Source organism: Pandoraea sp. E26 (assembly GCF_000681415.1).
In the GTDB taxonomy this organism is placed as follows: domain Bacteria; phylum Pseudomonadota; class Gammaproteobacteria; order Burkholderiales; family Burkholderiaceae; genus Pandoraea; species Pandoraea pnomenusa.
Genome location: NZ_AYXJ01000032.1, coordinates 142363 through 159802 on the forward strand (window position 1 = coordinate 142363; position 17440 = coordinate 159802).

At 66.4% G+C, this 17440-nt stretch carries 18 protein-coding genes; 9 read left to right on the forward strand and 9 right to left on the reverse strand.

What is annotated here, in order from left to right; genetic code table 11:
* Positions 1–17: 17 nt before the first annotated feature.
* From W930_RS0120750 to W930_RS0120760, 3 genes are read right to left on the reverse strand one after another with little or no spacing between them, the layout of a single operon-like run.
* The gene (locus W930_RS0120750; protein WP_023598002.1) at positions 18–1028 is read right to left on the reverse strand and encodes a biotin-dependent carboxyltransferase family protein; all 1011 of its coding nucleotides are present in this window, start codon (positions 1026–1028) and stop codon (positions 18–20) included.
* Positions 1025–1678: a 5-oxoprolinase subunit PxpB gene (gene pxpB / locus W930_RS0120755; protein ID WP_023872833.1), complete on the reverse strand. Its 654-nt coding sequence runs from the start codon at positions 1676–1678 to the stop codon at positions 1025–1027. Before pxpB ends, W930_RS0120750 begins: the two co-directional genes overlap by 4 nt.
* 3 nt (positions 1679–1681) lie before the next feature.
* Complete coding sequence (locus W930_RS0120760; RefSeq protein ID WP_028731281.1) at positions 1682–2239, reverse strand: 5-formyltetrahydrofolate cyclo-ligase; 558 nt, start codon at positions 2237–2239, stop codon at positions 1682–1684.
* Positions 2240–2349: 110 nt separating this feature from the next.
* Between W930_RS0120760 and W930_RS0120765 the strand changes: the two genes are divergently transcribed.
* Genes W930_RS0120765 through W930_RS0120780 form a run of 4 tightly spaced genes read left to right on the forward strand, consistent with a single transcriptional unit; the run spans position 2350 to position 7306 of the window.
* Entirely contained in the window at positions 2350–4356 is a 2007-nt protein-coding gene (locus tag W930_RS0120765) for a lytic transglycosylase domain-containing protein (RefSeq protein ID WP_023597999.1), read from the forward strand.
* Positions 4357–4407: 51 nt separating this feature from the next.
* Positions 4408–5358: a complex I NDUFA9 subunit family protein gene (locus tag W930_RS0120770; RefSeq protein ID WP_023597998.1), complete on the forward strand. Its 951-nt coding sequence runs from the start codon at positions 4408–4410 to the stop codon at positions 5356–5358.
* A gap of 56 nt (positions 5359–5414) precedes the next feature.
* Positions 5415–6059, forward strand: a complete 645-nt coding sequence (locus tag W930_RS0120775; protein ID WP_023597997.1) for a glutathione S-transferase family protein — start codon at positions 5415–5417, stop codon at positions 6057–6059.
* Positions 6056–7306, forward strand: coding sequence for a multifunctional CCA addition/repair protein (locus tag W930_RS0120780; RefSeq protein ID WP_023872835.1), 1251 nt, complete (start codon positions 6056–6058; stop codon positions 7304–7306). Before W930_RS0120775 ends, W930_RS0120780 begins: the two co-directional genes overlap by 4 nt.
* A gap of 97 nt (positions 7307–7403) precedes the next feature.
* Here the strand turns inward: W930_RS0120780 and W930_RS0120785 are convergent, their stop codons facing one another.
* The 3 genes from W930_RS0120785 to W930_RS0120795 all read right to left on the reverse strand — a co-directional run bounded on the left by W930_RS0120785 (position 7404) and on the right by W930_RS0120795 (position 10049).
* Positions 7404–8309: a glutamate/aspartate ABC transporter substrate-binding protein gene (locus tag W930_RS0120785; RefSeq protein ID WP_023872836.1), complete on the reverse strand. Its 906-nt coding sequence runs from the start codon at positions 8307–8309 to the stop codon at positions 7404–7406.
* Between the two features lie 277 nt (positions 8310–8586).
* A complete protein-coding gene (locus tag W930_RS0120790; protein ID WP_023872838.1) occupies positions 8587–8781 on the reverse strand; it encodes a DUF2905 domain-containing protein in 195 nt (64 codons plus the stop codon).
* A 53-nt stretch (positions 8782–8834) separates the two neighbouring features.
* Positions 8835–10049, reverse strand: coding sequence for a class I SAM-dependent methyltransferase (locus tag W930_RS0120795; RefSeq protein WP_023872839.1), 1215 nt, complete (start codon positions 10047–10049; stop codon positions 8835–8837).
* 258 nt (positions 10050–10307) lie between these two features.
* Between W930_RS0120795 and W930_RS0120800 the strand changes: the two genes are divergently transcribed.
* From W930_RS0120800 to glmS, 5 genes are all read left to right on the forward strand, one after another.
* Positions 10308–11147 (forward strand): SDR family oxidoreductase, encoded by an 840-nt coding sequence (locus W930_RS0120800; protein ID WP_023597992.1) that lies wholly within the window; start codon positions 10308–10310, stop codon positions 11145–11147.
* A gap of 21 nt (positions 11148–11168) precedes the next feature.
* A complete protein-coding gene (locus W930_RS0120805; RefSeq protein ID WP_023597991.1) occupies positions 11169–11564 on the forward strand; it encodes a dihydroneopterin aldolase in 396 nt (131 codons plus the stop codon).
* Between the two features lie 13 nt (positions 11565–11577).
* Positions 11578–12522, forward strand: coding sequence for a tRNA 2-thiocytidine(32) synthetase TtcA (gene ttcA, locus W930_RS0120810; RefSeq protein WP_115344608.1), 945 nt, complete (start codon positions 11578–11580; stop codon positions 12520–12522).
* 153 nt (positions 12523–12675) lie between these two features.
* Complete coding sequence (glmU, locus tag W930_RS0120815) at positions 12676–14037, forward strand: bifunctional UDP-N-acetylglucosamine diphosphorylase/glucosamine-1-phosphate N-acetyltransferase GlmU (protein WP_023597989.1); 1362 nt, start codon at positions 12676–12678, stop codon at positions 14035–14037.
* A gap of 117 nt (positions 14038–14154) precedes the next feature.
* Complete coding sequence (gene glmS, locus W930_RS0120820) at positions 14155–15984, forward strand: glutamine--fructose-6-phosphate transaminase (isomerizing) (RefSeq protein ID WP_023597988.1); 1830 nt, start codon at positions 14155–14157, stop codon at positions 15982–15984.
* 97 nt (positions 15985–16081) lie between these two features.
* Here the strand turns inward: glmS and W930_RS0120825 are convergent, their stop codons facing one another.
* The 3 genes from W930_RS0120825 to W930_RS0120835 are packed head-to-tail and all read right to left on the reverse strand — an operon-like array spanning position 16082 to position 17424.
* On the reverse strand, positions 16082–16585 hold the full coding sequence (locus tag W930_RS0120825; protein WP_023597987.1) for a type II secretion system protein: 504 nt from the start codon (positions 16583–16585) through the stop codon (positions 16082–16084).
* Positions 16572–16982 (reverse strand): type II secretion system protein, encoded by a 411-nt coding sequence (locus W930_RS0120830; protein ID WP_023872843.1) that lies wholly within the window; start codon positions 16980–16982, stop codon positions 16572–16574. Before W930_RS0120830 ends, W930_RS0120825 begins: the two co-directional genes overlap by 14 nt.
* The gene (locus W930_RS0120835; protein WP_023872844.1) at positions 16957–17424 is read right to left on the reverse strand and encodes a type II secretion system protein; all 468 of its coding nucleotides are present in this window, start codon (positions 17422–17424) and stop codon (positions 16957–16959) included. The genes W930_RS0120830 and W930_RS0120835 overlap by 26 nt, the downstream gene beginning before the upstream one ends.
* Positions 17425–17440: the final 16 nt, after the last annotated feature.

Below are 17440 nucleotides of genomic sequence, written 5' to 3' on the forward strand. Positions count from 1 at the left end.
CCTGCGAATGACGCGCTTCAGCGCTTGCGTGTGATGGCCGCCACGCGCGGCGTCGCGAGCACGCCGCTGTCGTGCCACGCGAGCGCGCGCTCGATCTGGGCAAGATAGCGCAGCTGTTCTCGCCATGCTTCGCGCGCCTCGGCGGCGCTGCACTCGGAAAAATACAGCGTACTGCCGAGCCGCGCCTGGCCGAGCCGCCACAGATCGGCGCTGATCACCGTGCCGATCTTCGGGTAGCCGCCGGTGGTCTGCGCGTCCGCCAGCAGGATGATCGGCTGGCCCGACGGCGGCACCTGGATCACGCCCGGCAGCACGCCGTGAGAGAGCAGGTCCTGGCTGCGGTTCTTCTTGCGCGCGAGAGGCTCCGGCCCCGACAGGCGGTAGCCCATGCGGTTGCTGTTGGGCGTGACCTGCCACGGATTCTCCCAAAAGTGCTTTTGCGCGGCGGCGGTGAAGTCGTCGTATTCCGGGCCGGGCAGCACGCGCACGCGCTGCACCAGCGGGTCCGACAGCCACAAGGGTGGGCGCACACCCAACGGCGCGGCGTGGCGGGCGGCGGCGCCCGGATGCGCGATGGCGATACGGTCGCCGTCGCGCAACGCGCGGCCCGCGAAGCCGCCGAAGCCCGCGGCCAGATCGGTGCTGCGCGAGCCAAGCGTCTCGGGCACGTCGATGCCACCGGCCACCGCGAGATAGGTGCGCATGCCGACGCGCGACGGGCGCAGCGTGAGCGTCTGTCCGCGTGAGACGGGGAAGCGCCACCATGACCACACGGGCGTGCCGTCAAGATCCGCATGGCAGTCGGCGCCGGTCAATGACACGAGGGTGGCGGACGTGAAGCGCAGCACACACGCGCCCATGGTGATTTCGAGCGTGGCGGCGTTCAGCGGATTGCCGACGAGGCGGTTGGCCACGGCGCAGGCCAGCGGATCGACGGCGCCGCCGCCGGCCACGCCGAACGCACGCATTCCGGTACGGCCCAGATCCTGAACCGTGGTGAGCAGGCCGGCACGATGGATATCGATCACAGGTCGAGACTCGCGATGGTGAAGCGCACGCGATCGCCCGGCGCCAGCAGGGCGGGCGGCGATGCGGCAGGGTCGAACAGGGCGCGCTCGGTATGGCCGATGATCTGCCAGCCCCCGGGCGAGGTAAGCGGGTACACGCCGGTCTGATTGCCGCCGATGCCGACGGCGCCGGCCGGCACCGACAGCCGCGGCTCGGCGCGGCGCGGCGTGGCAATCGACTCGTCCAGCCCCCCGAGGTAAGCGAAGCCGGGTTGGAAACCCAGGAAGTAGACGATGTATTCCGGGGCCGTGTGACGCTGCACCACCGTCTTCGGTTGCAGGCGTGCGTGCCTGGCGACGTCGGACAGGTCCGGGCCGTGTTGCCCGCCGTAATGCACGGGGATCTCGATGTCGCGCCCGACTTCCCCGGCCGCCGGCTGTGTTTGCCAGGCGTCGCGCAGCCGCTCGGCAAGGCCGTCGATATCGGTGGCGAGCGGGTCGAACAGCAGTGTGAGGTTGTTCATGCCCGGCACGACTTCGCGCACGTCGGGCCAGTCGCGTGCGAGGGCCGCCACATGCCAGACGCGGCGTTGCGTGGCGAGCGTGGGCGTGGTACCTGCCTCGCACACCAGGGCACTGTCGCCGACCGGCAGGATCTTGAGCGTTGTCATGAATTAGCGGGAAGGGTCGCCGGAGCGCGGGTAAATGGCCGATTCCGTGACGATCGCGTCGAGCGCCAGATCATGCGCTTCGGCATCGAGTCGCTCGATCTCCAGGGCGTCGTAGGCAATGCCCAGCGTGTGGGGTGCGGGGACGAGCGAATGCAGCGTGCGGTCGTAAAAGCCGCCGCCGTAGCCAAGCCGCAGGCCGCTGCGCGTGAAGCCCACGCATGGCACGAGCAGCAGGTCGGGCACGACGACCTCGGTGTCGCGCGGCACCGCAATCCCGTAGCGCCCCTCGGTCATGGGCGTGTCGGGGGTCCAGCGATGGAAGACGAGCGGCGCCGACGGTGCGGTCACGATCGGCAGGGCGGCCAGCGAGGCTGCCGGCGCCTGCGCGAGCCAGGCCGAGACAACGTCGCGGGCGTCGAATTCGGCCCGGATCGGCCAATAGAACCCGACACAGCGCGGCGCCCTGGCGCGCAACTCGGCGGCAAGCCGGGCGGCGAGCGCGGCGTCGCGCGCGGCGCGTCCGGCGAGCGTGCTGCGCGCCGCGAGCAGCGCCTTGCGCAGCGCGGCCTTCGCGGCGCCTGCCGGTGCCCCGTTTTCAGACGTCTGGGCCGCCGTTTGGGCGGGGTCCCGTGCTATGCTTGAATCCACTTTTTACCCGACGCTCCACGAAGATGTCCGAACGTTTGACCCGAGTATATCGCGCCGCCGCGCTTGTCCTGACCGCAGCCGCGCTCGTCGCCTGCAGCACGACCGAGGCGACTGGACGTCCCAAGGCGCATGCGGCAGCCGGCCGCTCGGCGCCCTCGGCCGATACCCTGTCCCAGCGGTCGCCGGACGACATCTTCGTGCAACTGCGTGAGGCCGCCCGCAGCAACGACGCGCCACGCGCCACCGCGCTTGCCGCCATGCTCACCGACTACGACGTGCCGTCGTACGTCCAGTACTTCCAGATCAAGCCGCGCATGTTCGACCGGTCGGGCAAGGCGCTCATCGATGCGCCGGACGACGAAGTCCGGGCCTTCCTGCGCACGTACGACGGTCAGGCCATCGCCGATCGCATGCGCAACGACTGGCTGCTGGTGCTCGGCAAGCGTCACGACTGGCAGACGTTCGACGCCGAGTATCCAAAATTCGTGCTCGACGACGACACGCAGGTCAAGTGCTACGCGCTCATGTCGCGGGCGTCGCGAGGCGAGAATGTCACGCAGGCCGCCATGGATCTGCTGACCACGCCGAAGCACTACGGCGAGGGTTGCGTCGACATGATCAACACGCTCGCCGCGAGCGGTCAGTTGCCGCGCAAGGAAGTCTGGCATCAGATCCGTCTGGCGTACGAGGAAAACTATACGTCGCTGGGCAAGCAGATCGCCGACGCCCTTGGCGCCACACGCCCGGACGACACGCTGCTCGACATGGCGGCCACGCGCCCGGCGCAGATCCTCGCGCGCGGCATCGACGGCACGGAAACCTCGCGACAGCTGGCGCTGCTCGCCACGGTGCGCATGGCGCGCTCCGATGCCATGCTCGCCGCCAGCAGCTTCTCCGGCATCGCCGGCAACCTGTCGGCCGACGAGCGTGCCATCGGGTGGGGGGCGATCGGCATGCGCGGGGCGCTGTCGCAGAATCCGATGGCGATCAACTGGTACCGCCAGGCCGGATCGGCCAAGCTCTCCAATACCGCGCAGGAATGGAAGATCCGCGCCGCGCTGCGCGCCGGCGACTGGAACCTCGTTCGCTCGGGCATCGAGGCCATGCCCGCATCGCTGCGCGACGACGGCGTGTGGACCTACTGGTACGGCCGAGCGCTGCGCGAAGCCGGCCAGGGCGACGCCGCACGTGCGCAATTCCAGAAGATCGCCATGCAACCGAATTTCTACGGTCAACTGGCGAACGAGGAACTGGGCAACAAGACCGCGTTGCCGCCGCGCACTTCCGTCACCAGGGCGGAAATCGACGCCAACCGCTCGAACCCCGGCTTCATCCGCGCCGCCAAGTTCTACGACCTCGGCCTGCGCTTCGAAGGCAATCGCGAGTGGAACTGGGAGTTGCGCAACATGACCGACCGCCAGTTGCTCGCCGCCGCGCAGTACGCCAACAACATCGAGTTGTTCGACCGCGCCGTCAACACGGCCGATCGCACGAAGGTGGAGCACGATTTCACGTTGCGCTACCTGATGCCGTTCCGTGCCAAGGTCGAGCCGCTGGCCGCTGCCGTCGATCTCGATGAGGCGTGGGCCTACGGCCTGATTCGCCAGGAGTCGCGCTTCATCATCAATGCACGCTCGTCGGCAGGCGCCGGCGGTCTGATGCAGATCATGCCCGCGACCGCGAAGATGGTGGCCCGCCAGATCGGCATGGATTACACGCCGGGCATGATGCACGACATCGACACCAATATCCGGCTGGGCACGAGCTATCTCTCGGACATCTACAACAAGTTCGACGGCTCGGCCGTGCTCGCATCGGCCGGCTACAACGCCGGACCGGGACGCCCGCGCACGTGGCGTTCCACGCTCGATCGTCCGGTCGAGGGCGCGATCTTCGCGGAGACGATTCCGTTCAACGAGACGCGTACCTACGTCGAGAACGTGTTGTCCAACACCACGTATTACTCGGCGCTCATCACGGGGCGTCCGCAATCGCTCAAGGAGCGGCTTGGCGTCATCCTGCCCCAGTGAAATACCGGGGACAGGGCTTACGCGCCCGATGTCATGAAACGGAGGTGGCGCATGCGCTATAACGTTTGTGTCGTCGGTGGCACCGGATTCATCGGTGGCCATCTGGTGGCCCGGCTGGTGACGATGGGGCATGCCGTGCGGCTGCCCACGCGTCGGGTCGAAGCGTCCAAGGCCCTTGGGGTGCTGCCTGGCGTCGAGCTTGTCGAGTGCGACGTGCACGACCCGCGGGCGTTGGAGCGCGTGATCGCGGGCAGCGACGTCGTGATCAACCTCGTAGGCATTCTGCATGGCGAGCGTGGCACGCCCTATGGCCGCGCTTTCGCCCGCGCACACGTGGAGCTGCCGCGCAAGATCGCGCAGGCTTGCAGCGACCGGGGCATCGGGCGCCTCATCCACATGAGCGCGCTGGGCGCCGACGCCAACGGCCCGAGCATGTATCTGCGCTCCAAGGGCGATGGCGAGACGGCGATTCGCTCGACCGGGATTGCCGCCACGATCTTCCGTCCCTCGGTCGTGTTCGGTCCGGGCGACCATTTCCTGAATACCTTCGCGAAGCTGCAACGTCGCCTGCCGATTGTGCCGCTTGCCTGTGCGCACGCGCGCTTCCAGCCGGTCTTCGTGATGGATGTCGCACAAGCGTTCGCCGAAGCCATCGACAACGACGCCACCGTCGGCAAGACCTATGAACTCGGCGGGCCGGACATCTACACGCTCGAAGCGCTCGTGCGTTTCGCCGGTGCGGCATGCGGCTGCGAGCGGCCGGTGGTGCCGCTGCCGGACGGCGCCGCGCGGCTTCAGGCGGCGTTTTTCGAAAGGCTGCCGGGCGAGCCGATCATCACGCGCGACAATCTCGACTCGATGCGTGTCGACAACGTCATGACCGGACCGCTCGCGCCCGAACTGGGGCTCACGCCGAACGGCCTGGAAATCGCTGTCGATTACCTCGACGGCGACAACTGGGAACGGCGTCTGTCCGATTACCGGCGTTACGCCGGGCGCTGACGCCTGCCACGTGCCAATCGAAGCGGGCCTGTGCGGCCCGCGCAAGGAAGGTTCTCATGCAACTGATCGTCGCCAACAAGCGTTATTCGTCGTGGTCCATGCGGCCGTGGGTGCTGCTCAAGCATTTCGACATCGCGTTCGAAGAGCGCAACGTGTGGCTTGCACAGCCGGACTCGCGCGAGCAGATTCTGCGTTACTCGCCCACGGGCAAGGTGCCGTGTCTCATCGACAACGGGATCACGGTGTGGGACTCGCTGGCCATTTGCGAATACCTCGCCGAAAGCTACCCTCACCTGCCGCTCTGGCCGAAGTCCCGCGAAGCCCGCGCGCATGCGCGCAGCGTGTGTGCCGAGATGCACAGTGGCTTTACCGCGCTGCGCACGAACATGTGGATGAACGTGGCGGCACATTGGCCGGGGGCCGGCGCCACGCCCGAGGCACTTGCCGACATTCGTCGCGTGGAGGCCATCTGGGAAGACTGCCTGGCGCGCTATCAGGGGCCGTTCCTGTTCGGCGATTTCTCGATCGCCGACGCGTTCTATGCGCCCGTCGTGATGCGCTTTGCGACGTTCGAACCCAAGCTCTCGGCGCACGCGCAGGCGTATGCCGATCGCGTTCGCGAGGTGGCGGCGGTGCAGGCATGGGTGGCGGCCGGACGGGCCGAGACGCAGACCGTGACTTTCTACGAAGTGCGTCCATGAAGATTTATGCTGTGGGCGGCGCGATTCGCGACGCCATGCTGGGGTTGCCCGTCAAGGACCGCGACTACGTCGTGGTCGGCGCCACCCCCGAGGAGATGGTGCGCCAGGGTTTCAAGCCGGTCGGTCGCGACTTTCCGGTGTTCCTGCATCCGCACACGCATGCCGAATACGCGCTGGCGCGCACCGAACGCAAGACCGCTCGCGGCTATCACGGCTTCTCGTTCTACTTCGCGCCGGAGGTCACGCTGGAGGAAGACCTGGTGCGGCGCGATTTCACCATCAACGCGATGGCCCGCGAGGTGTTGCCCGACGGCGGTCTGTCCGACGTGCTGATCGACCCCTATGGCGGCAAGCGTGATCTCGACGCGCGACAGTTTCGCCATGTCGGCGAGGCCTTCGCGGAAGACCCGGTGCGAATTCTGCGCTGCGCGCGTTTCGCGGCACGCTTCACCGACTTCACGGTGGCGGACGAGACGCTGGCGCTGATGCGCCGCATGACCGCCGACGGCGAGGTCGACGCGCTGGTCGCCGAACGGGTGTGGCAGGAACTCTCGCGCGGCCTGATGGAGCAACGGCCGTCGCGCATGTTCGACGTGTTGCGCCGGACCGGCGCGCTTGCGCGCATCCTGCCGGAAGTGGACCAGTTGTGGGGCGTGCCGCAGCGCGCCGATTATCATCCCGAAGTCGACACCGGCGTTCACGTGATGATGGTGCTCGACTACGCGGCGTCGCAGGGTTATTCGCTGCCGGTGCGCTTCGCGGCGCTCACCCATGATCTCGGCAAGGGCACGACACCCGAGGACGTGCTGCCGCGCCACCTCGGCCACGAGGGGCGCGGTGTCGGTCTGCTCGGCCCGCTGTGCGCGCGCTTGCGCGTGCCGGTCGAGTGCCGCGAGCTGGCGCAGGTCGTGGCCCGCGAGCATGGCAACATCCACGCCAGTCAGAAGTTCGGTGCTGCGGCGCTGGTGCGTCTGCTGGAACGTTGCGATGCGCTTCGCAAGCCCGAGCGCTTCGTGGAAGTGTTGCAGGCCTGCGAAGCCGATGCGCGGGGGCGTGGGGGAGATTTCGCCGGTGCGCCGTATCCGCAGCGCGAGCGTTTGATGGGGGCGTTGGCTGCGGCGCGTGGCATCGATGCGGGCGCCGTGGCGCGTCAGTATGCCGATCATCCGCAGAAGATTCGCGACGCGGTGCAGGCGGCGCGCATCGAGGCCGTCGAGGCGGCGGGCTTTCACGCGCCGACGGCGTGAATTCCCGCGCCGCGGCGCGGCGCTCCCGATCGACGCAAAGGCCGCCCATGGGGCGGCCTGCTTCATGCGTCATGGAACGGCTTCCGCCCCCGGCGGCTTAATCGAACGCCTTGTCGTTCGGGTTTGCGTAGAGCTGCTTGAGTTGCTCGCTCATCGGGAAGTTGAAGTTGATGTGCTTCGGCGGCACCGGCGATTCGAACCACTTCTTGTACATCGCGTTGATTTCGCCGCTCTTCATCACGCCGGCGAGCGTGTCGTCGACGAGCTTTTTGAACTCGGTGTCGCCGTGCTTCATCATGAAGCCGTAGGCCTCGAACGACTGCGGCGTGCCCGTGACGACCCAGTCGTCAGGATTGCGGCCCATGGTGCGCGCGCCGGCGAGCAGCACGTCGTCCATCATGAACGCCTGCACACGACCGCCCTGGAGCATGGTGAACGACTCGCCGTAGTCCTTGCCCGAGATGACGCTCATGTTCATCTTCTTGTCGTTGTTCATCTTGTTGAGGATGCGCTCCGACGTCGTGCCCGCATTGGTGACCACCGGCTTGCCCGCCAGATCCGGGAAGTCTTTGATGCCGGACTGCTTGTTCACCAGCAGGCGCGTACCCGCGACGAAGAACGTGTTCGAGAAATTCACCTGCGCCTGACGCGACTTGAGGTTCGTCGTCACGCCGCACTCGATGTCCACCGTGCCGTTCTGCACGAGCGCGATGCGGTTCTGGGACGTCACGGGAATGAAGCGCACTTGCAGGTCGGGCTTCTTCAGACGCGTCTTCACCACCTCGACGATCTTGTTGCAAAGGTCCTGCGAATAGCCGATGACGTTGTGATTGTTGTCGTAGTACGAGAACGGAATCGACGATTCGCGATGGCCGATCGAGATCACTCCGCTGCTCTCGATCTTCTGCAAGGTCTCCGATGCGGGCTGGGCCTGCGCCACGCCCGCCGCGACATACATCGTCACGCCCAGCACCGCACCCAACGCTCCCCCGGTCAATCGCATCTTCATCATGTCCTGCTCCTGAAATGGTCTCACCCTGATCCACGATTGAATCATTTGTTTCATATTAATTTTTTTGCAACAAACGATCAAATCATTGTTAACCCTAGCGCTTGCAGGGACGTTGTCGACACGTCGCGTTCAACGACGCGCGATGGCCTGCCGGCCGGCGCTGGATGGCGATTCGGAGGTGGGCGCGGCGGTCAGGCCGGTCCGTGGAGGGGGCGGGCGCGGGATGCAACAGGTGTTGCGGGCTGCCCCGGGGCATTACCGCAAAGCGTTACAGCAAGCGGATCAGCAGGTTGAAGACGAGCGAGAGCACGACCGTCGATGCGAAGGGAAACACCATCTCGCGTCCGCGCCAGCGCAGGCGCAGATCGCCGGGCAGGCGACCGATGCCGAGCTTGGCGAGCCACGGGGAGGCCGCGGAGAGGATGCAGATCGCAAAGAAGATCGTCAACATCCAGCGAAACATCGGCATGGGGCCTCGGGGCAGGGTGGGTGGGCGGAAGGCGTGAGGCGGCGGGGTCAGAGCGCGTGGCTGCGGTCGCCGGTGGCGAAGCCGAGCAGTCCGGCCCACTCGTCCATGCCGCGTCCGAAGGCGATCACCTTGAAGAGCTCGCCCATTTCCGCTTCCGAGAGCAGCTTCTGCGCGGCGGACGTTGCCGGCAGGAAGGTTTTCGGATCGGTCGGATCGAGCGCGCTCATGAGATCGACGATGCCCGCGTTCATCAGGAATCGCGCCTGCGACGTGAAGCCGAGCAGATCGAGGCCGGCCTCGACGCCCGCATCGGCGATGCCCGAGAACTCGACGTGAGCCGTGATGTCCTGCAGGCCCGGATAATAGAACGGATCGTCGTGGGCGTGATGGCGGTAATGGCACATCAGCGTGCCGTGGGCGCGCTGCGGGTGATAGTACTCGCGCGCTGGGAAACCGTAGTCGATGAGCAGCAGCACACCGCGCGCCAGCAGCGGCGCCACGCTGCGCACGAAGGCCGCGCCGGCTTCGTGCGTTTCGGTCAGGTATTCCTGCATCGGCGGCAGGCTGTCGAGCGACGCCGGAGCCTCGGGCAGCGGGCCGGCATGGCGGCGGGCTTCCCACGCGAAGCCGCTGGCGGTTCGCACGACGCCGCGCTCGAACCAGGCGGGGTGCCCCGTCTCGTCCGGACGCCTCGCCCACAGACGTACGGGCATGGCGTCGAGCACCTCGTTGCCGAGCATCACGCCGTGGAAGGCGTCGGGCAGACGATCGAGCCAGGTGACGCGATCGAGCAGATGCGGCGCCGCGCCGGCGATGGTGTCTCGCTGGCGGGCGCGCAATTCGCCGGACAGTTCCATGATCGAGTAGTGTTCGCACGGCGTGCCCTGTGCCTCGAGTGCGAGCAACAGGTCGGCTGCGAGGCGTCCGGATCCGGCGCCGAATTCCAGCACGCTGGCGTCGCCCGTCTGTTCGAAGATCTCGCCGAGCTGGCGCGCCAGCGTGCCGGCGAACAGCGGGGTGAGTTCCGGCGCGGTGACGAAGTCGCTGCCGTCGGCAGCGAGCCGGCCGAATTTCGCGGCGCCGGCGGCGTAATAGCCGAGGCCCGGCGCGTAGAGAGCCAGTTCCATGAAGCGATCGAACGGCAACCAGCCGCCGGCGGCGTCGATGGCATCGGCGAGGTAAGCCGTGAGGCGACGCGAGTGTTCGAGCGCGTCTGCCTCCGGAACAGGTAAACTATGGGGTTTCGGTGCGGCCTGATTCATGCGGGCATTGTAACGGAGACGGTGCCGGCTGGCTGCTTTCGCCGATAAGGACCGCAGAAGCTCGGAATCGCCTTGATTCGAGAGGGTTTTCGTCGAATTTTGGCTGTTTTTTGCGTGTAATTCGCCAATTTTTGCCGCCCCCGACCGCCGTTGGCATTCCCTTGGCAGCACGCGCATCGTCCGACGTGTCGCATGGGCGCGAGCGAATCGCCGCATCGACGACGCCCACTCACTCGTTCATAGACAGGAATTCGCCGCATGACCGTTGCATCGACGCCACGCTCCACGCCCGCCCGTGACCTCGCCGCCACGCCCGTCGTGTCGCGCGTGGCGTTGGTGACGGGCGGCGCGCGCCGCATCGGGCGCGCGATCGCACTGCGCCTGGCCGGCGCGGGCTGGGATGTGGCCGTGCATTATGAGCGCTCGCACGACGAGGCGCTCGAGACCGTGGCGGCCATCGAGTCGCTGGGACGCCGCGCGGTGGCGCTGCAAGCGTCACTGGCCGACGAAGCGGCCACGGCCGGACTGGTCGCCCAATGCGCTGACGCGCTGGGGGTACCCCGCTGTCTGGTCAATAACGCGTCGCGCTTCGAGTACGATAGCGCGAGCGATTTCGGCTACCGGGCGCTCGAGCGTCACATGCGCGTGAACGCGGGGGCGCCGCTCGTGCTGGCGCGCGAGATGTACGCGGCGCTGGGCGAGGCGGGGCGCGGTGTCGTCGTCAATCTGCTCGATCAGAAGCTGGCGAATCCGAACCCTGATTACCTGTCGTACACGTTGTCCAAGGCGGCGCTGGATGTGGCGACGACCTTGCTGGCTCAAGCCTTTGCGCCGCGGCTGCGCGTGGTCGGCGTGGCCCCGGGGGTGACGTTGCTGTCCGTCGACCAGACGCCCGCGGGGTTTGCGGCCGCGCACGCATCCACGCCGCTGGGTGCCTCGTCGACGCCCGACGACATCGCACAGGCCGTGGCCTATCTGGCCGAAGCGCCTGCCGTGACCGGCACGGTGCTTTATGTCGACGGTGGGCAACACCTCGCGAGTTCATCGCGCGACGTGAAATTTCTGACCGAGCCGGCCGACGCCGACCGGTCTCGTTGATTGTCATTACGAGCTTTCAAAATGCATAGCGCTCTCTCCCACCCTCGCCTGATGGACTGCCGTCGCATGTTCCTGCGCGACTACGAAGTGTTCATCAACATCGGCGTGCACGATTATGAAAAGCGTGGCGAACAGCGCGTGCTGATCAACGTGCAGCTCTTCGTGCCGCTCTCGGACAGCACGCCGGTGGCGGACAAACTTGAAGAAGTGGTGGACTACGACTTCATGCGCGAGACCATCGCCAGGCGCGTGGGGCAGGGCCACATCCACTTGCAGGAAACGCTCTGCGACGACGTTGCGGCTGCGCTGCTGGCACATCCGCGCGTGCGAGCCGTGGGCGTGTCGACCGAGAAGCCCGACGTTTATCCCGATTGCCACTCGGTGGGCATCGAAGTGTTCAAGATGAAGGATGCCTGACATGAGTGCCGTGATGCCCGAGACCGGTGCGCCGCTGGCCGCGACCGGCGGCGTTGCCGCCGACAGCGTGAAGAAAGCGCAGAAGCTCGCGTTTGAAAACAACAAGCTCGAAAAGCGCCTGTTCCGTCTGACGGGGCAGGCCATCGGCGACTACAACATGATCGAGCACGGCGATCGCGTGATGGTGTGCATGTCCGGTGGCAAGGACAGCTACGCCATGCTCGACATTCTGCTCAAGCTGCGCGAGCGCGCCCCGATCGATTTCTCGATCGTCGCGGTCAATCTCGATCAGAAGCAGCCCGGCTTTCCCGAGCATGTGCTGCCGGATTACTTCCGCGCGATCGGCGTGGATTTCCACATCGAGAATCAGGACACGTATTCGATCGTCAAGCGCGTGGTGCCCGAGGGCAAGACAACGTGTTCGCTGTGTTCGCGTCTGCGTCGCGGCATTCTGTACCGCGTGGCGGGCGAGCTGGGCGCGACCAAGATCGCGCTCGGCCATCATCGCGACGACATCATCGAGACGGTTTTCCTGAACCTGTTCTACGGGGGCAAGCTCAAGGGCATGCCGCCCAAGCTTCAGTCGGACGACGGCAAGAACGTGGTGATCCGGCCGCTCGCGTATGTGCGCGAAATGGACCTGGAGCGCTACGCCGAATACAAGCAGTTCCCGATCATTCCGTGCACGCTTTGCGGCAGCCAGCCGAACCTGAAGCGCGCCGAGATGAAGACGCTGATTCGCCAGTGGGAGAAGCAGCATCCGGGGCGCATCAAATCGATCTTCAGTGCGCTGTCGAACGTGATTCCGTCGCATTTGATGGACACGAATCTTCACGACTTCAAGAACCTGCGCGCCACGGGCCAGCCCGACCCGCTCGGCGACATTGCGTTCGATGAGGCGCCGTGCGGCGACGAGAGCGACGCCGGCATCATCCGTATCGCGCAGTTCGACGATTGACTGGCCGCGTACGGGCGGCGCGCGGCCGGTTTTGTGGCCGGCCGCGGCGCATCGACCGACGCGGCATATGACACGACACGACGCGGCCCGCCGGATTTCCCGGTGCCGCCCAATTCCGACACCCGCATTTCACTTTCTGATCGTCACGACGCCATGAATATTGTGATTCTCGCCGCCGGCATGGGTAAGCGCATGCGCTCGAAGCTGCCCAAGGTATTGCAGCCCCTGGCCGGCCGGCCACTCCTGTCGCACGTGATTGCGACCGCTCGCACGCTCGCCCCGGGCAAGCTCATCGTCGTGATCGGGCATGGTGGCGAGGCCGTTCGCGAAGCCGTGGCCGGCGACGGCGTGCTGTTCGCCGAGCAGGCCCAGCAACTGGGCACGGGTCACGCCGTTCAGCAGGCGGCACCGTTGCTCGACGAATCGGTGCCCACGCTCGTGCTCTATGGCGACGTGCCGCTCACGCGCGCCGAAACGCTGCAAGCACTGCTCGACGCGGCGGGGGGCGACAAGCTGGGCGTACTGACGGTCGACCTCGACAACCCGACCGGCTACGGCCGTATCGTGCGCGACGGCGCGGGCAACGTGCTGCGTATCGTCGAGCAGAAAGACGCCAACGAGGCCGAACTCGCCATTCGCGAAATCAACACCGGCATCGTGGTGGCGCCCACGCGAGCGCTCAAGGGCTGGCTGGGCGGGCTGAAGAACCAGAATGCGCAGGGCGAGTACTACCTGACGGACGTGATTGCCTGTGCGGTGGCCGACGGCGTGCCGGTGGTGACCACACAGCCGGCGTTCGCATGGGAGCCCAACGGCGTGAACGACAAGGCGCAACTGGCCGAACTGGAGCGCGACTATCAGCGTAATGCGGCCGGGGCCCTGCTTGCCGCGGGGGTGACCCTGATCGACCCGTCGCGTTTCGACATGCGCGGTGAGGTCGCGTGCGGCACCGATGTCACCATCGACGTGAACTGCGTCTTCGAAGGCAAGGTGACGATCGGCGACGGTGCGACCATCGGCCCGAACTGCGTGATTCGCAACAGTGTCATCGGTGCCGGCACGCATATCGAGGCGTTCAGCCATCTCGACGGCGCGGTGGTCGGTGCCGACGCGCACATCGGCCCCTATGCGCGACTGCGTCCGGGGGCGGACCTGGCCGACGAAGTGCACATCGGCAATTTCGTCGAAGTGAAGAATGCGTCGCTCGGCAAGGGTTCGAAGGCGAACCATCTGGCCTACGTGGGCGATTCGACCGTTGGCACGCGCGTGAATATCGGGGCGGGCACCATTACGTGCAACTACGACGGTGCGAACAAGCACCGCACGGTCATTGAGGACGATGTGTTCATCGGATCGGACACGCAACTCGTGGCGCCGGTGACGGTCCGTCGGGGGACCACCATCGCGGCGGGCACGACCGTCTGGAAGGACACGCCGGAAGACTCGCTGGTGCTCAACGGCAAGACGCAGGAAGCGAAGACCGGTTACGTTCGCCCGCGCAAGCAGAAGCAGTAAAATCCTCGGTTATGGACCGGTGTGCGGTGTGCCAGGGCGCACGGTGCACGCCGGGCGAGTCAAATCCGATCGAATCCGATCGAAAGAGCCAGGACCTCTGGCGTAAAGGGAAGGAATATGTGCGGCATTGTCGGCGCGGTAGCGCGACGTAATGTAGTACCGGTACTGGTCGAGGGCCTGCGCCGGCTGGAGTACCGCGGCTATGACTCGTGCGGCGTGGCGGTCCTGAAGGACGGTGCACCGCAGCGCGCGCGCAGCGTATCGCGTGTGGCCGATCTCGACGAGCAGCTTGCGCAGACGCATCTGGCCGGCGAGACCGGCATTGCGCACACGCGCTGGGCAACGCACGGCGCGCCGGTCACCGACAACGCGCATCCGATCTTCTCGCGCGACGAAGTGGCGCTGGTGCACAACGGCATCATCGAGAATCACGAGAGCCTGCGCGACGAGCTGCGCGGCCTGGGTTACACGTTCGTGTCGCAGACCGACACGGAGGTCATCGCTCACCTCATCCATCACCTGCTGTCGAACGGCGCGGCGGGCGATCTGTTCCACGCGGTGCGTCTGGCGACGCGTCGTTTGCACGGCGCTTACGCGATTGCGGTGTTCCGCAAGCAGGAGCCGCATCGGGTGGTGGGCGCGCGCGCCGGATCGCCGCTGGTGGTCGGTGTGGGCGAGGGCGAGAACTTCCTGGCTTCGGACGCACTGGCGCTGGCGGGCACGACGGACCAGTTCATCTATCTGGAAGAGGGCGATATCGTCGAACTCACGCTCGATGGCGTGAAGATCGTGGATCGCAACGATGGGGCCGTCGAGCGCGAAGTGCGCACGGTGCAGGCTTATACGGGCGCGGTCGAGCTGGGTCCGTATCGCCACTACATGCAGAAGGAAATCTTCGAGCAGCCGCGCGCGATCGGCGACACGATGGAAGGCGTCGAGGGCATTTCGCCGACGTTGTTCGGCGAGAAGGCGCAGGAGGTGTTGAGCAACGTCGATTCGATCCTGATTCTGGCGTGCGGCACGAGTTACTACTCGGGCATGACCGCCAAATATTGGTTGGAGTCCTTGGCGCAGATTCCGACGCAGGTGGAAGTGGCGAGCGAGTATCGCTATCGCGACAGCGTGCCGAATCCGAAGACGCTGGTCGTGACGATTTCGCAGTCGGGTGAGACGGCCGACACGATGGCGGCGCTGCAGCATGCGCAATCGCTGGGCATGACGCATACGCTGGCGATCTGCAACGTGGGCACCAGCGCGATGGTGCGCCAGACGGCCCTGCATTACCTCACGCGCGCGGGCACGGAAATCGGCGTGGCGTCGACGAAGGCGTTCACGACGCAGCTCACGGCGCTGTTCCTGCTCACGCTGACGTTGGCGAAGCTGCGCGGTCGTCTGACGGCGGCACAGGAGGCCGACTATCTGACGCAGTTGCGCCACTTGCCGGCGGCGCTGCACAGCGTGCTGGCGCTGGAGCCGCAGATCATTGCCTGGGCGGAGGAATTTGCCCGTCGCGAGAATGCGCTGTTCCTCGGCCGCGGCCTGCATTACCCGATCGCGCTCGAAGGTGCGCTCAAGCTCAAGGAGATCTCGTACATCCACGCCGAGGCCTATCCGGCGGGCGAGTTGAAGCATGGGCCGCTGGCACTGGTGACCGAGGAGATGCCGGTGGTGACGGTGGCTCCGCGAGACGCACTGGTCGAAAAACTGAAGTCGAACATGCAGGAAGTGCGGGCGCGCGGCGGTCAGTTGTACGTCTTCGCCGATGCCGATACGGAGATCTCGAATGCCGAGGGCATCCACGTGATTCGCATGCCGGAGCATTACGGCCAACTGTCGCCGATCCTGCACGTCGTGCCGCTGCAACTGCTGGCATATCACACCGCCTGCGCCCGCGGTACCGATGTCGACAAGCCGCGAAATCTGGCGAAGTCGGTGACGGTGGAATAACGGCGAGGCGTCTGACGTACCATAGACTTCGGTGCGTCCCTGGCCGGCTGCGCGGATCGCGAGCCGGCCTTTTTCATGCGACTGGGCATGCATCGGGCTAGCGTGGCGTGTACAGGAACACCCATCCCGCATAGCTGTCCTGTCCGGCGAATGTCTTGTCGGCTTCGTCGAATCCGGTCTGTCTGAGCGGCGTGCCCTTCGCGCCGCTGAAGACGCCCCTGATGCCCCCGTCAGGGGCGCGAACGATATTCCAGCCGGCACCGGTCATCGGGTCGGCATAGGCGCGTCGAAGGTGATGGGCCGGGCGTGCGAGCCGGGTGTCCACCACCAGATCGTCGAGCGACCTCGGATAGCGTCCCGGCGCCGGCCCCGACGCGTGGTAACGCGCAATGGCGCGCCGGATCTCGTCTCCCTTCGCCAGCAAGTCCGCTTCGCGCTCGCGTCGCCGCTGCGCCGACCACAACGTCGACGTCTGCATGAGCAGAACACCGACGATCGTCACCGCCACGATCATGCCGAAATAGACGCTGCCCCGGTGCGTCGCGCAGGCGCGCGGACATCGTGACCGGACGGGCCGCTCGCCAGCATTACCAGGACGCATAGGCGCTCCCGTCAAGCGCCCGCCCCGTCGCGCCGCTGTGGACGTCGGCCGGACGGCTGTCGTCGCCCGGCGCGAGCCGCCACGTGTCGTTGCGCCCGGTTACCGGATCGAGCGGCAGCGTCTTGAGATAGTGCGCCGTGACCAGCACGTCGAGCGTCGCCGGCGATTCACCTCGGTCGTCGCGATAGTCGTCGAGCGCCTGACGAAGTGTCTCCAGGTTGTGCCGTAACACGGTCTCGCGTGCCTTGTCGTACTGCCGGAAGTAGCGCGGCGCGGCGATGGAGAGCAGCAACGCCACGATGGCGAGCACCACCAGCAGCTCGATCAACGTGAATCCGCAACACCGCCGAGCGCCTGCCCGGGGTTCCGGCTTACCAGTCGCGATAGAACGTACCATCGAGTGCCTCGTCGTCGCTGGAGGAGTAGACATCGAACACGTCGGCCCCTTCGGCCGGCGCATCGGGCGGGCTGTCGTAGCTGCGCGATCGCCACGTCGACGCGGCGTCCCGCTCTGCGCAGTGACACATCGGGTCGCGCGGCAGCCGCCGCAGGAAATAGCGCCTGCGCGTCCCGCTCGGATCGCGTGCGTCGCGCACGCCGTCCACGAGCGACGCGAGATTCGGTGGGTAGCCGCTCTCGTCGCTCCCGCGCGCCACCTCCCCCTTCTGTGCCGCGTCGTAGTACGCGTCGATGGCGTGACGAATGTCGCGCAGCGCCCGCCGCAGTTCGATTTCCTCGCTGCGGCGCCGGACCATCTGCGTCAACGGAGCGGCCGCGCTCGCGAGTAATGCCAGCAACGCCAGCGTCACGCTCATTTCGATCAACGTGAAGCCCGACATCCGGGCAGGCGACGCG